Origin of the sequence: Leclercia sp. UBA2479, from assembly GCF_002341985.1 — a bacterium.
Lineage (GTDB): Bacteria > Pseudomonadota > Gammaproteobacteria > Enterobacterales > Enterobacteriaceae > Enterobacter > Enterobacter pneumoniae.
Genome location: NZ_DDPB01000003.1, coordinates 116,800 through 129,971, shown reverse-complemented (window position 1 = coordinate 129,971; position 13,172 = coordinate 116,800). Strand labels below are relative to the sequence as shown.

Below are 13,172 nucleotides of genomic sequence, written 5' to 3'. Positions count from 1 at the left end.
AAGCCCGGTGCAGTTTACCTCACCGGGCTTTTTTTATGCTGCGCTGCGCTTTTTTTTAAAGGGTTTCTTGTTACCGCTACCTGGCGCTGACATCCCCCTGAACTGCCTGACCGGGGTACTCTTCGCCTGGTTAATCAAATCAAACAGGGTGCCCACCAGCGGCTGCATAAAGTCCTGATAACGGCACTGCTTCTCACTGATTTGTGTCAGTACCGATTCCCAGTGGGCTGTCATATCCGGCCGTGCGGCCAGTTCAGGCAGCGAGTGGATCAGCGCCCGTCCCGGATCGGTGGAGTGAATGTAGCGCCCTTTCTTGATCAAAAAACCTCGTTTGAATAGCAGCTCGATGATCCCGGCGCGGGTAGCTTCGGTGCCTAATCCATCCGTCGCGCGCAGGATCTTCTTCAGATCTTTGTCCTGCACAAAGCGGGCAATACCGGTCATGGCCGAGAGCAACGTCGCATCGGTAAAGTGACGCGGCGGCTGCGTCTGGCGCTCAACGACTTCGCCTTTCTCACAGAGCAGTTCGTCCTCTTTTGCCACCACCGGCAGCGGCGTACCGTCGTTCTCTTCATCGCGCTCTTTATTGCCCAGCAGCGTCCGCCATCCGGCTTCGGCCAGAAAACGCGCTTTAGCCACGAATTTGCCTTTGGCGATCTCCAGCTCAATGACGCACTTGCGGAATACCGCATCAGGGCAGAACTGCATCAGATACTGGCGGGCAATCAGGTTGTACACTTTCGCTTCGTTGTCCGTCAGCGTGACCTTGCTACTGCGCGCCGTCGGAATAATGGCGTGGTGGGCATCGACTTTTTTGTCATCCCAGCAGCGGTTGCGGGTATCTGCATTAACGACAGGCTGGCCTGATAACTCCGGCGCATGCGCGCCGATGGCGTTCATCACCGCGTGCCGCCCGGCAAAATGCTCCTCGGGCAGGTATCGGCTGTCAGAACGCGGATAAGTTATCAATTTATGGGTTTCGTACAACTTCTGGCAGATATCAAGCACGTTTTGCGCGCTCAGGCCAAAGCGTTTCGCCGCTTCAATCTGCAGCGCTGAGAGCGAAAACGGCAACGGGGCCGGTTCTGATTCTCGTTTATCGTTATAGCTGGTCACGACCGCCGGTTGCCCGCCGATACGGTTCACGACGTGATCTGCCAGCGGACGATGTAGCAAACGCCCCTCTTCATCCTGATAGGGTTCGCAGGCTTCGCTGGGTTGCCAGGTCGCGGTAAAGCGCTCCTCTTTCGGGGTGACGATATGCGCTTTCACTTCAAAGAAATCTTTGGCAACGAAGTTTTCGATCTCTTCGTCACGACGCACCACCAGCCCCAGGACTGGCGTCTGGACGCGGCCCACGGAGAGCACGCCCTGATAGCCTGCATTGCGCCCAAGAATGGTGTAGGCGCGGGTCATATTAATGCCGTACAGCCAGTCGGCGCGCGCCCGGGCCAGCGCCGAGACGCAGAGCGGTACAAACTCGCTATTGGCACGCAGTCGCGAGATGGCGCGCTCGACCGCCTGCGGGTTGAGATCGTTAATCAGACAGCGCTGCACCTGCTGACGCTTTTCTGGTGCCAGTTGCAGGTAGTCCAGCACCTCATCCACCAGCAACTGCCCTTCCCTGTCCGGGTCACCGGCGTGAATGATTTCCGCCGCATCGTGCAAGAAGCGCTTAATCACATTGAGCTGTTTAGTTACCGACGGGCGCGGCTGAAGCTGCCATTTTTCCGGCACGATGGGCAGGTCGTTAAGATTCCAGCGGGCATAACGGCTGTCGTAGGCATCGGGCTGCGCCTGCTCCAGCAGGTGGCCGATACACCAGGTCACCACCTGCCCATTACCACACTCAATAAAACCATCGCCTTTGCGGTGCGGTTTAGGCAACACATCGGCGATGGCGCGACCGAGACTCGGTTTTTCGGCAATAAATAACCGCATCGAATTACTGGATCTCGATCATTGGCCGTCCACCACGAGCCGTGACCAGCTCGCCGATGGCGCTCAGGTTGATGCCGTATTCCGCGGCGGTGGCTTTCACTTCGGCTTCGGCCTCTGGCGTTACCGCCAGCAGCAGACCGCCAGAGGTTTGCGGATCGCACAGCAGATCACGCCACTCGGCGGGCATCTCGCCCATCAGATGACCGTAGCTGGCAAAGTTGCGCTGGGTGCCACCCGGCACCGCCCCCTGGGCAATATATGCTTCGACACCCGGCAGTTTCGGCACATCCTGATACCAGAGTTGCGCCTGCACGCCCGCTCCCTGACACACCTCGCTCAGGTGGCCAAGCAGGCCAAAGCCGGTGACATCCGTCATCGCCTTCACACCATCAATGTTGGCAAAAGCCGCCCCGGCGAGGTTCATCTGACACATCACTTCCGCCGCCAGGCCTTTATGTTCAGGCTTGAGCAGAGATTTCTTCTCCGCGGTGGTGAGCACGCCAATCCCCAGCGGCTTGGTCAGATAGAGTTTGCAGCCGGGCTCGGCGGTACTGTTGCGTTTAACGCGTTCGGTGGGCACCACGCCGGTCACCGCCAGGCCAAAGATAGGCTCTGGTGCGTCGATAGAGTGGCCGCCTGCCAGCGCAATGCCCGCCTGCTGGCAAGCAAAACGTCCGCCCTCAATCACCTCGCGGGCAATTTCCGGTGCCAGGGTGTTAATGGGCCAGCCAAGAATGGCAATCGCCATAATGGGTTTACCCCCCATCGCGAAGATATCGCTGATGGCGTTGGTGGCGGCGATGCGGCCAAAGTCGTACGGGTTGTCGACAATCGGCATAAAGAAATCGGTGGTGCTAATGATGCTGGTCCCGTTGCCTAAATCGTAAACGGCGGCGTCGTCACGGGTTTCGTTGCCAACAAGCAGGTTCGGGTCGACAAACTTCGCCTGCTCGCTGTGAAGAATGGTCTCCAGCACTTTGGGGGAAATTTTACAACCGCAACCGGCTCCGTGGCTGTATTGCGTTAAACGAATGGTTTGCTCGCTCATGGACATCTCCTGTCATTGCAATTGCGTTATGTTAACGCTCATTCCATTACGGGGTAAGTATGGGTGTCTGAATTCTGGTGCACTTGCACAGAATCCAGACAGTTTAGCCCAGGTCGTCAGAAGCGGGTGACGAACGGCGAGGTATCGGGCACTGAGACGGTGGTGGACGCTTTTAACTGCGGCGTACCGAGATAGAGGAAACCGACGATTTTATCTTCTGTTCTGCAATCAAGCGCATCCCGTACCACCGGGCTGTCGGTTAATGCCCCGCTGCGCCAGATACCATTGAAGCCCTGCGCGAGGGCAGCCATCTGCATTGCCATGACCGCGCATCCGGCGGACATCTCCTGCTCCCAGACGGGAACTTTGTGATTCGGCTGACATTTAGCGACCACGGCGATGATCATCGGCGCGCGGAATGGCGCATTTCGCGCTTTCTCGATTGCTTTTTCATCCTGCTCAGCGGCAATAGCCCCCTTTTCCAGCAGCGCGCTGAAACGCGTGCGGCCTTCACCTTCTATGATAAAGAAGTGCCACGGCTGTAACGTACCGTGATCGGGCGCGCGCAAGGCTGCGCGAAGGATATTTTCCAGCTGCTCACCAGCGGGAGCGGGCTCAGTAAGGCGCGAGGCGCTGCGGCGGTTAACCAGCAGTTCTAGTGCATCCATGGGGTAACTCCTGTCTACGGATTTACTCAAAATTAACACGACAGCAGATTTTGTTACAGCGTGGCAGGCGATTCCTGCTGACAAGAGGCAGTTGGGTCATTACGATAGCCCGACAACCCGTCCATGGCGACGGGCCGGGTAATTTTTGGACAGGGAGAAGAGATGCGAACCCTTTGGCGTTTTTTTGCCGGATTTTTTAAATGGACGTGGCGGCTGCTGAATTTCGTCCGTCAGCTGGTCATGAACCTCTTTTTCATCTTGCTGGTGATGGTTTGCGTTGGCGTCTGGATGCATATAAGCAGCACCACTCAAAGTCAGCATGCTACGCGCGGTGCGCTGCTGCTGGATATTGCTGGGGTGGTGGTCGATAAACCTTCTACCAACAACCGACTCGGCGTGCTGGGTCGCCAGCTGTTTGGTGCCAGCAGCGATCGTCTGCAGGAGAACTCGCTGTTTGACATCGTCGACGCGATTCGTCAGGCGAAAGCAGATCGTAACATCACCGGGATCGTTCTCGACCTGAGAAACTTCGCGGGGGCCGACCAGCCTTCCATGCAGTACATTGGTAAAGCGCTACGCGAGTTCCGCGACAGCGGCAAACCGGTGATCGCTGTGGGCGATAACTACAGTCAGGGGCAATATTATCTGGCCAGTTTCGCCAATAAAATTTGGCTCTCGCCGCAAGGTACCGTGGACCTGCATGGCTTTGCGACCAATGGCCTTTATTACAAATCGCTGCTGGATAAGCTGAAAGTCACCACCCATGTCTTCCGTGTAGGCACCTATAAATCGGCCGTTGAGCCGTTTATTCGCGATGATATGTCCCCTGCCGCCCGCGAGGCTGACAGCCGCTGGATTGGCGAACTGTGGCAGAACTATCTCGGCACCGTGGCCGCTAACCGCCAGATCACGCCTGAACAGCTTTTCCCGGGCGCACAGGCGGTGCTTGATGGCCTGCGTAAGGTCGATGGCGACACGGCGAAATATGCCCTGAATAACAAACTGGTTGATGTGCTCGGCTCCAGCGCCGACATCGAAAAAGCCCTGACCAAACAGTTTGGCTGGAGCAAAGAGGACAAAAACTTCAGCGCCATCAGCTTCTATGATTACCAGCCGAACAAACCGGCCGATGCTGGCGACAGTATTGCGGTGGTGTTTGCTAACGGCGCCATCATGGACGGGGAAGAGACGCCGGGTAACGTGGGCGGTGATACTACCGCTTCGCAGATCCGCGATGCACGCCTCGATCCAAAAGTGAAAGCGATTGTTCTGCGGGTTAATAGCCCGGGCGGCAGCGTCAGCGCTTCTGAGGTGATCCGCGCCGAGCTGGCTGCGGCGCGCGCGGCAGGTAAACCGGTGGTCGTATCGATGGGTGGTATGGCGGCCTCTGGCGGTTACTGGATCTCCACGCCAGCGAACTACATCGTGGCGAACCCGAGCACCCTGACCGGCTCTATCGGTATCTTCGGGGTCATCAACACCATGGAGAACAGCCTGGATTATCTGGGTGTGCATACCGACGGCGTAGCCACCTCACCGCTGGCAGATGTCGCGGTAACCAAAGCGCTGCCGCCAGAAGTGTCGCAGATGATGCAGCTCAGCATTGAGAATGGTTACAAGCGCTTTATTACGCTGGTTGCCGACTCGCGCAAGAAGACGCCGGAGCAGATCGATCAGATTGCCCAGGGTCACGTCTGGACCGGTCAGGATGCCAAAAAGAACGGTCTGGTTGATAGCCTCGGCGATTTCGACGATGCCGTCGCGAAAGCGGCTGAACTGGCGAAGCTGAAGCAGTGGCATGTGGACTACTATCAGGACGAACCTACGTTCTTCGACGTGGTCGTGAACAGCATGTCAGGCTCGGTGCGCGCCATGTTGCCGCAGGCGCTACAGGCGATGCTGCCGGCACCGCTGGCCTCGGCGGCCAGCGTGGTAAAAGGTGAAAGCGATAAGCTCGCGGCCTTTAACGATCCACAAAATCGTTACGCGTTCTGTCTAACCTGCGCCAACGTGCGTTAATCCTCATCCCCTCTTCCGTGAAGAGGGGATTTTTCTTTGAAGCCAAGAACACAACATCATGCACAAGAAATCGATCTACGTGGCTTATACCGGCGGTACCATCGGTATGCAGCGCTCTGAAAATGGTTACATCCCGGTCTCGGGTCATCTGCAACGCCAGCTGGCGCTGATGCCGGAGTTTCATCGCCCGGAGATGCCGGACTTCACCATTCACGAGTATGACCCGCTAATGGACTCCTCCGATATGACGCCAGAGGACTGGCAGCATATCGCCGACGATATTAAAGCTCATTACGATCTGTATGACGGCTTCGTGATCCTGCATGGCACCGACACCATGGCGTTTACCGCCTCGGCGCTCTCTTTTATGCTGGAGAACCTGGGTAAGCCTGTGATTGTGACCGGCTCGCAAATCCCGCTGGCCGAGCTGCGCTCTGACGGGCAGATCAATCTGCTGAACTCCCTGTACGTAGCGGCGAACTACCCGATTAACGAGGTCGCGCTGTTCTTTAATAACCGCCTCTTCCGGGGTAACCGCACCACCAAAGCCCATGCGGATGGTTTCGATGCGTTTGCCTCACCTAACCTGCAACCGCTGCTGGAGGCGGGTATTCATATTCGCCGCCTCGGTACCCCGCCTGCGCCAAATACCCTGGGCGAACTTGTGGTCCACCCGATTACGCCGCAGCCGATTGGCGTAGTGACGATCTACCCGGGGATCTCGGCGGATGTGGTGCGAAACTTTCTGCGTCAGCCGGTGAAAGCGTTAATACTGCGTTCATACGGGGTGGGCAATGCTCCGCAGAATGGTGAATTTCTGCAAGAGCTGCAGGCCGCAAGCGAACGCGGCATTGTGGTGGTGAATTTGACGCAGTGCATGTCCGGTAAGGTCAACATGGGCGGATACGCCACAGGTAACGCCCTGGCGCATGCCGGGGTGATCAGCGGCTTTGATATGACGGTGGAAGCCACCCTTACCAAATTGCACTACCTTCTGAGCCAGGATCTGGATATCCACGCCATACGTCTCGCCATGATGCAGAACCTGCGCGGCGAATTGACGCCAGACGAATAGAGTCGGTTGGGAAGCACGAGAGGGTGACGGCGTTGCCCTACTCGCCCGCTATCTCATGAGAGGGAGCTTATGAGCAACAGTACCAAAATTGACGGTTTTATCTTGTTTCCTGCAGCCGGTTTGATACTTTCCTGCATCGCCGGGGCGTTCAACGCCTGGGTGGTCGTGTTACTCCTGTGGCTCTTTTTCACGGGTGAAGACCATGACGTCGGGCTGGCTGTTGCAGCGTTAACCCTGCCGAGCATTGTCTATCTGACTTTGCTGGGCAACGCCTGCTGGCAGTTCTTCAGAAAAAGTAAGCGAACCCGAAAAGCCATGATTGCCTATTACGTGGGTAATTTTGTTATCAACGCCGGTTCGGTCATCTACAGCGGGATCGCCTTCGATATGTCACTGCAATTCGCCGACCTGCTCTGGCTTCTGGTCTCCTCTTTCAGCCTGATTGTTTTAGTGCCCTGGTTTATCTACTCGAAACGCGTCCCTGTCGTCTTTTGTCGTTAATGCCCGGGCGTCCAGGAATGCTCCGGATAGCATTCTGTGGCCCCGCTTTACCATTAAAATTAGATGATAAATACGCTGCTTTTAAGGAATGAATATGACGCAACGAGCTTTATTACTGGTTGATCTGCAGAATGATTTTTGCGCAGGCGGCGCGCTGGCGGTAGCAGAAGGCGACAGCACTGTTGATATCGCTAATACGCTTATTGAGTGGTGTAAAACCCGCGGCGATGCCGTGGTGGCAAGCCAGGACTGGCATCCGGAAAATCACGGTAGCTTTGCCAGCCAGCATGACGTCGAACCTTATAGCCAGGGCGAACTCGACGGGCTGGCACAGACGTTCTGGCCGGATCACTGCGTTCAGCAGACCGAAGGCGCTGAGCTCCACCCTTTGCTTAACCAAAAAGCGATTGATGCGGTGTTCCACAAAGGCGAAAACCCGGCCATCGACAGTTATAGCGCGTTCTTTGATAACGGCCATCGTCAGAAAACGGCGCTGGATGCGTGGCTACGCCACCATGAAATCGTTGAGCTTATTGTGCTGGGTCTGGCGACAGATTATTGCGTGAAATTTACCGTACTGGACGCACTCCAGCTGGGGTACACCGTCAACGTGATTACCGATGGCTGCCGCGGCGTCAATCTTCAGCCTCAGGATAGCGCGCAGGCGTTTATGGATATGGCCGCTGCTGGTGCCACCCTGTATACGCTGGAAGACTGGCAAGAAACACAGGCGTAATCCTTTTGCCGGGCGGCGGAACTTTCACCGCCCGGCACGCACAAACCCATCAGGATTTGAACATGGCAATCGATTTTGGCGCGATGCCAAAATCTTCCTTCAACTGTTGTTTACTCTTCATCACCATCTGCCCCTGGGTATCAATGGTCATGTGTTGCGCGTCGGTGTTATGCCGTGCCTGCCAGAGCATAACCAGCTGCAGGCTGTTCTCTTTCTGGGCCGGGGTCAGCGCCACCCCATCAGGCCATTTTCCCAGCTCAACGGCGGTGACCAGGCGTTGATAAACGTCCTCTGTCATCCCACTAATCATCTCGTCAATATTCATGATTTACCCGGCTCCGGTGGAATAATTTGCTGAATCGATTTTTCAACCTTTAGTCTGGTCGCCATTCTGGTCATCGGTGAAGCTTAACGAGGCAGAATTGACGCAGAAACGCTCCCCTGTTGGCTGAGGGCCGTCCGGGAAAACATGACCGAGGTGGGCATCGCAATTTCCACAGCGGATTTCGATGCGCTGCATACCATGAGAGTTGTCGGTCAGATAGCGGATTGCCTCATCGCTGACGGGCTCATAGAAGCTTGGCCAACCGCAGCCAGAATCATATTTACTTTCAGAGTTAAACAGGGCGGCATCACACACCAGGCAGTGGTAAATCCCATCACGTTTGTTATGCAGTAAACGCCCGGTGAACGGCGGCTCGGTGCCGTGGTTCTGGGTCACGTAGAACTGCATTTCTGTTAGATTTTTCTTCAGTTCGTCCGGGTTGGATTGATTCGACATAAGCTCATATCTCACGATTGAAAACAGACAACGTTTAGGTCGATTCTAACAAAACATTAACACTGAAGTGTGAACTTTTGTTCTAAACTTAGTCGTTGCGAAAAGGCGGTCGGCCAAATGTGATCTAATCCACATTTTTCTTCGGCCAGCCCTTTAAAATTCACGGCGCAGTCCCCATATGGTTGCAAGCTCCGAGGGAATGTTAGGCGAGTCAATCGCCCAAAGGTCGCGCGAAGGATTGATTTGTCGCAATGATTGACACGATTCCGCTTGACGCTGCGTATGGTTTTTGTAATTTTACAGGCAACCTTTTATTCACTAACAAATAGCTGGTGGAATATATGACTATCAAAGTAGGTATCAACGGTTTTGGCCGTATCGGTCGCATTGTTTTCCGTGCTGCTCAGGAACGTTCTGACATCGAAATCGTTGGTATCAACGATCTGTTGGACGCTGAATACATGGCGTACATGCTGAAGTACGACTCAACCCACGGTCGCTTCAACGGTACTGTTGAAGTTAAAGACGGCCACCTGGTTGTTAACGGCAAAACCATCCGTGTTACTGCTGAAAAAGATCCAGCTAACCTGAAGTGGAACGAAATCGGTGTTGACGTGGTTGCTGAAGCAACCGGTATCTTCCTGACCGACGAAACTGCACGTAAGCACATCACCGCTGGCGCGAAAAAAGTTGTTCTGACTGGTCCTTCCAAAGACAACACCCCAATGTTCGTACGTGGTGCTAACTTCGAAACTTACGCTGGCCAGGATATCGTTTCCAACGCATCCTGCACCACCAACTGCCTGGCACCGCTGGCGAAAGTCATCAACGACAACTTCGGTATCGTTGAAGGTCTGATGACCACCGTTCACGCGACCACCGCAACTCAGAAAACCGTTGACGGCCCGTCTCACAAAGACTGGCGTGGCGGCCGTGGCGCGGCTCAGAACATCATCCCATCCTCTACCGGTGCTGCTAAAGCGGTAGGTAAAGTACTGCCAGAGCTGAATGGCAAACTGACTGGTATGGCGTTCCGCGTTCCGACTCCTAACGTATCCGTTGTTGACCTGACCGTTCGTCTGGAAAAAGCTGCTTCTTATGAAGAAATTAAGAAAGCAATCAAAGCTGCTTCCGAAGGCGCAATGAAAGGCGTTCTGGGTTACACCGAAGATGACGTTGTTTCTACCGATTTCAACGGCGAAGTATGCACTTCCGTGTTCGATGCTAAAGCAGGTATCGCACTGAACGACAACTTCGTTAAGCTGGTATCCTGGTACGACAACGAAACCGGTTACTCCAACAAAGTACTGGACCTGATCGCTCACATCTCCAAATAAGTTGAGATGAGACACTGATCCAAAAGGCGACTTCGGTCGCCTTTTTTATTGCTTCAAGACAGAGGATTGCTTAATGATTAATAAAATTTTTGCACTTCCGGTAGTCGAAGAACTTACCCCTGTGCTTTCCCGCCGTCAGATTGACGGAGCCGACATCATTGTCGTTGATCACCCGCGCGTAAAAGCCTCCGTAGCGCTGAATGGCGCTCACCTGCTCTCCTGGAAACCAGAAGGTCAAACCGAAGCGCTGTGGCTCAGCGACAACACCTCTTTCAAAAAAGGGGCGGCGATCCGCGGCGGCGTGCCGATTTGCTGGCCGTGGTTTGGCCCGGCGGCACAGTCAGGTTTGCCTGCTCACGGGTTTGCCCGTAATCAGCAGTGGACCTTGAAAGCGCACAATGACGATGAAAATGGTGTGGTACTGACGTTTGAACTACAGGCAAATGAGGAGACCCGTGCGCTCTGGCCGCACGATTTCACACTCTATGCACGCTTCAAGCTGGGTAAAACCTGTGAAATCGAACTGGAAGCCCACGGCGAATTTGAAACCACCAGCGCCCTGCATACCTATTTTAACGTGGGTGACATCAGCGCGGTCAAGGTGAGTGGACTCGGCGATACCTTTATCGACAAAGTGGATAACGCCAAAGAGGGCAAACTGAGCGACGGCGTGCAGACCTTCCCGGATCGTACCGACCGCGTTTATCTGCACCCGGAAGCGTGCAGCGTCATTCATGACGCCGCGCTGAACCGCAGCGTCGAAGTGGTGCACCATCACCATAGCAACGTTGTGGGCTGGAACCCGGGCCCGGCGCTCTCTGTGAGCATGGCCGACGTACCGGACGAGGGTTATAAGACCTTCGTCTGTGTAGAAACCGCCTGCGTAACATCACCACAGAAGACCAGCGAAGAGAAGCCTTCTCGCCTGGGACAAACTATTAGCATCATTCAGCGCTAATGATGCCCGCCCCACTCTCCACGGGAGCGGGGCGTTTTACCATCACACCATATCCAGCGGCGTTTTATGGCCAGGCGCCGGAAATGCGTCCGCAAGGATAGCTATCTCTTCGTCAGAGAGCGTAATCTCTAACGCCTGCGCGTTATCCCTGACGTGCTCAGGCGAGCCCGCTTTTGGAATCGCTATCACCCCCTGATGACTGATGACCCATGCCAACAGGATCTGCGCCGGCGTGGCGCGATGACGTTGTGCTATCTCATTGACCACCGGATGCGTCATTAATCCAGAACGTAATCGCCCGGCCTGAGCCAGGGGGCAGTAAGCCATTACCGGCATCTGCTGTTGCTGACACCAGGGAAGAAGATCGTATTCGATGCCTCGCGAAGCCAGATGATAGAGGACCTGATTTGTCGCGCAGGCCTGCCCTCCGGGCACTTGCCAGAGCGCCTGCATATCTTCAACATCCAGATTAGATACACCCCAGCGGCGAATTTTGCCCTGACGCTGCAAGGTCTCCATCAACCCGACGGTCTCCTCCAGGCCGTATTCGCCTCGCCAGTGCAGCAGATAGAGATCGAGGTAGTCGGTACCCAGGCGGCGTAAGCTGGCTTCACAGGCCGCCATCCCTTTCTGGCCTGCCGCGTTCCACGGATAGACTTTGGAGACCAGATAGACTTTATCCCGTACTCCTTTAATCGCTTCGCCAACCACCTCTTCTGCTTTGCCGTCTGCGTACATTTCTGCGGTATCGATCAGGGTGAGGCCCAGTTCGATGCCCGTGCGCAGCGCAGTGACCTCCTGAGAACGAAGGCTGTTTTTCTCACCCATATACCAGGTGCCCTGGCCGATGGCCGGCAGAGTCTCTTTTTCGCCAAACATAACGGTTTTTTTGCTCATCTGTTTCTCCTGTTTCACCGCACCAACATAATACAAACGGGGCGCAAGCGCCCCGTTGTAATGCAGTGATTGCACTGTGAAGATGCACAATCAGAAACTGTAGGTCACCCCAACAGAGAACGCGCCTGCCCAGGATTTGTCGACCATCGGGCTGTCCTTGATCTCATCGCTCAGACGGGTGTAACGGCCGGTGCCGTAGATATTCCAGTCCTGAGTGAATTCGTAGCTGGCAGTGAGCGCCAGGTACGGGTTCCAGCCATCGTCAGCATTGTAGCGATTTAACCCACTACGATTTGCCTCACGGCGGGACACCCCATAGTAGTAGTCATTATAGTTTTCACTGGTGTACTCCACGCCAATGCCCGGCGTCAGCGTCAGGCCGCCGTTGGTATAGCGATACAACCAGGCCAGATCCCAAATGTAGCCGTTGCTGTTATCGAGCGTGTCAGCTGCCAGGGAGGTACGCAGGAAACCATACTGGGTGTTATGCACGTAGGAGAGACCCGCCATCATGGTGCTCTTACGTTTATCGAGCTGCTTCAGTCGCCAGTCGTCGCTGTCGCCCGGCTTGAAGTGCATCGGATCGTAGTAAGCCATGATCGAGAGCTTATCGCTTTCGTCATTCCACAGATAATAGCCACCGCCAAGACCGCGGAACCAGAAGTTGTCACCTTCATAGGTGATCACCGGTACCGGATAGACATCACGGTCATAGTCTTTGTACGGGCTATTGAGCACGCCGACGCCTGCGCCGACAGACCACTGATTCTCCGCGCTAGCGGTACCCACTGAAGCGGCAGCGAGAATTCCCAGTGCCAGAAGTTTGAGTTTGGTCACAATCCATTCTTTCCTGTAGTCAAATAATCCGCGAAAGGAGTTTAACCGCCCTTCGCGCGCTTTCCCAATTTTTTACATACGAATATTTCTGATAAACAGATTAATTTCTGCGATGCACATGATGAAATATTGTCACTCCGATGACAGAACCGCGAAATAAGTGTGTTTGACTTAAAAATTATCGCTGATTTTTCGGATGAGTTATTGATATGTCATTGAAATTAGATTTGGGCGACATGCAAGTTTTGCAAATGCCATCTACGCTTAATTTTAAGAAGATGAATTCCTGACCACCCCGCAGTTTTAGCCCCCGACCTGGCACACGGGTTGCTGCTTTTGCAGTGAGGTGCAAAGGATCCCGCTTCCGGGAGCCT

The 13,172-nt window shown here is 54.9% G+C and carries 13 protein-coding genes; 6 read left to right on the top strand and 7 right to left on the bottom strand.

Annotated elements, in window-relative coordinates:
* Positions 1–33 precede the first annotated feature (33 nt).
* From B3B59_RS02420 to B3B59_RS02410, 3 genes are all read right to left on the bottom strand, one after another.
* Positions 34–1,941, bottom strand: a complete 1,908-nt coding sequence (locus B3B59_RS02420; RefSeq protein ID WP_040076043.1) for a DNA topoisomerase III — start codon at positions 1,939–1,941, stop codon at positions 34–36.
* Positions 1,942–1,945: 4 nt separating this feature from the next.
* Positions 1,946–2,989, bottom strand: a complete 1,044-nt coding sequence (gene selD / locus B3B59_RS02415) for a selenide, water dikinase SelD (RefSeq protein ID WP_046885890.1) — start codon at positions 2,987–2,989, stop codon at positions 1,946–1,948.
* A 116-nt stretch (positions 2,990–3,105) separates the two neighbouring features.
* The gene (locus tag B3B59_RS02410; protein WP_212477918.1) at positions 3,106–3,657 is read right to left on the bottom strand and encodes an NAD(P)H nitroreductase; all 552 of its coding nucleotides are present in this window, start codon (positions 3,655–3,657) and stop codon (positions 3,106–3,108) included.
* A gap of 162 nt (positions 3,658–3,819) precedes the next feature.
* Here B3B59_RS02410 and sppA point away from each other — a divergent pair, with 162 nt between their 5' ends.
* The 4 genes from sppA to pncA all read left to right on the top strand — a co-directional run bounded on the left by sppA (position 3,820) and on the right by pncA (position 7,988).
* Positions 3,820–5,676 carry a signal peptide peptidase SppA gene (gene sppA / locus B3B59_RS02405; RefSeq protein ID WP_263617056.1) on the top strand — a complete coding sequence of 619 codons (1,857 nt, stop codon included), beginning with the start codon at positions 3,820–3,822 and terminating at the stop codon, positions 5,674–5,676.
* 58 nt (positions 5,677–5,734) lie between these two features.
* On the top strand, positions 5,735–6,751 hold the full coding sequence (gene ansA / locus B3B59_RS02400) for an asparaginase (protein ID WP_040076047.1): 1,017 nt from the start codon (positions 5,735–5,737) through the stop codon (positions 6,749–6,751).
* A 69-nt stretch (positions 6,752–6,820) separates the two neighbouring features.
* On the top strand, positions 6,821–7,252 hold the full coding sequence (locus B3B59_RS02395) for a DUF2569 family protein (protein ID WP_286808013.1): 432 nt from the start codon (positions 6,821–6,823) through the stop codon (positions 7,250–7,252).
* Positions 7,253–7,346: 94 nt separating this feature from the next.
* Positions 7,347–7,988, top strand: a complete 642-nt coding sequence (gene pncA / locus B3B59_RS02390) for a bifunctional nicotinamidase/pyrazinamidase (RefSeq protein ID WP_286808012.1) — start codon at positions 7,347–7,349, stop codon at positions 7,986–7,988.
* 49 nt (positions 7,989–8,037) lie between these two features.
* Here pncA and B3B59_RS02385 read toward each other — a convergent pair whose 3' ends face one another.
* The gene (locus B3B59_RS02385) at positions 8,038–8,313 is read right to left on the bottom strand and encodes a YeaC family protein (RefSeq protein WP_040076049.1); all 276 of its coding nucleotides are present in this window, start codon (positions 8,311–8,313) and stop codon (positions 8,038–8,040) included.
* Positions 8,314–8,355: 42 nt separating this feature from the next.
* Positions 8,356–8,769, bottom strand: coding sequence for a peptide-methionine (R)-S-oxide reductase MsrB (msrB, locus tag B3B59_RS02380; protein ID WP_040076050.1), 414 nt, complete (start codon positions 8,767–8,769; stop codon positions 8,356–8,358).
* 341 nt (positions 8,770–9,110) lie between these two features.
* Between msrB and gapA the strand changes: the two genes are divergently transcribed.
* Together gapA and B3B59_RS02370 are read left to right on the top strand one after the other, a co-directional pair.
* Positions 9,111–10,106, top strand: a complete 996-nt coding sequence (gene gapA / locus B3B59_RS02375; RefSeq protein ID WP_006174810.1) for a glyceraldehyde-3-phosphate dehydrogenase — start codon at positions 9,111–9,113, stop codon at positions 10,104–10,106.
* 73 nt (positions 10,107–10,179) lie between these two features.
* A complete protein-coding gene (locus B3B59_RS02370; protein WP_046885886.1) occupies positions 10,180–11,064 on the top strand; it encodes a D-hexose-6-phosphate mutarotase in 885 nt (294 codons plus the stop codon).
* 42 nt (positions 11,065–11,106) lie between these two features.
* Here B3B59_RS02370 and B3B59_RS02365 read toward each other — a convergent pair whose 3' ends face one another.
* Positions 11,107–11,961 (bottom strand): aldo/keto reductase, encoded by an 855-nt coding sequence (locus B3B59_RS02365; RefSeq protein ID WP_286808011.1) that lies wholly within the window; start codon positions 11,959–11,961, stop codon positions 11,107–11,109.
* Between the two features lie 90 nt (positions 11,962–12,051).
* On the bottom strand, positions 12,052–12,798 hold the full coding sequence (locus B3B59_RS02360; RefSeq protein WP_046885884.1) for a MipA/OmpV family protein: 747 nt from the start codon (positions 12,796–12,798) through the stop codon (positions 12,052–12,054).
* Positions 12,799–13,172 lie beyond the last annotated feature (374 nt).

What these genes read in the sequence shown, in the direction of transcription:
- B3B59_RS02420 (WP_040076043.1), bottom strand. Translation starts at nt 1,941, where the DNA reads ATGCGGTTATTTATTGCCGAAAAACCGAGTCTCGGTCGCGCCATCGCC.
- selD (WP_046885890.1), bottom strand. Translation starts at nt 2,989, where the DNA reads ATGAGCGAGCAAACCATTCGTTTAACGCAATACAGCCACGGAGCCGGT.
- B3B59_RS02410 (WP_212477918.1), bottom strand. Translation starts at nt 3,657, where the DNA reads ATGGATGCACTAGAACTGCTGGTTAACCGCCGCAGCGCCTCGCGCCTT.
- sppA (WP_263617056.1), top strand. Translation starts at nt 3,820, where the DNA reads ATGCGAACCCTTTGGCGTTTTTTTGCCGGATTTTTTAAATGGACGTGG.
- ansA (WP_040076047.1), top strand. Translation starts at nt 5,735, where the DNA reads ATGCACAAGAAATCGATCTACGTGGCTTATACCGGCGGTACCATCGGT.
- B3B59_RS02395 (WP_286808013.1), top strand. Translation starts at nt 6,821, where the DNA reads ATGAGCAACAGTACCAAAATTGACGGTTTTATCTTGTTTCCTGCAGCC.
- pncA (WP_286808012.1), top strand. Translation starts at nt 7,347, where the DNA reads ATGACGCAACGAGCTTTATTACTGGTTGATCTGCAGAATGATTTTTGC.
- B3B59_RS02385 (WP_040076049.1), bottom strand. Translation starts at nt 8,313, where the DNA reads ATGAATATTGACGAGATGATTAGTGGGATGACAGAGGACGTTTATCAA.
- msrB (WP_040076050.1), bottom strand. Translation starts at nt 8,769, where the DNA reads ATGTCGAATCAATCCAACCCGGACGAACTGAAGAAAAATCTAACAGAA.
- gapA (WP_006174810.1), top strand. Translation starts at nt 9,111, where the DNA reads ATGACTATCAAAGTAGGTATCAACGGTTTTGGCCGTATCGGTCGCATT.
- B3B59_RS02370 (WP_046885886.1), top strand. Translation starts at nt 10,180, where the DNA reads ATGATTAATAAAATTTTTGCACTTCCGGTAGTCGAAGAACTTACCCCT.
- B3B59_RS02365 (WP_286808011.1), bottom strand. Translation starts at nt 11,961, where the DNA reads ATGAGCAAAAAAACCGTTATGTTTGGCGAAAAAGAGACTCTGCCGGCC.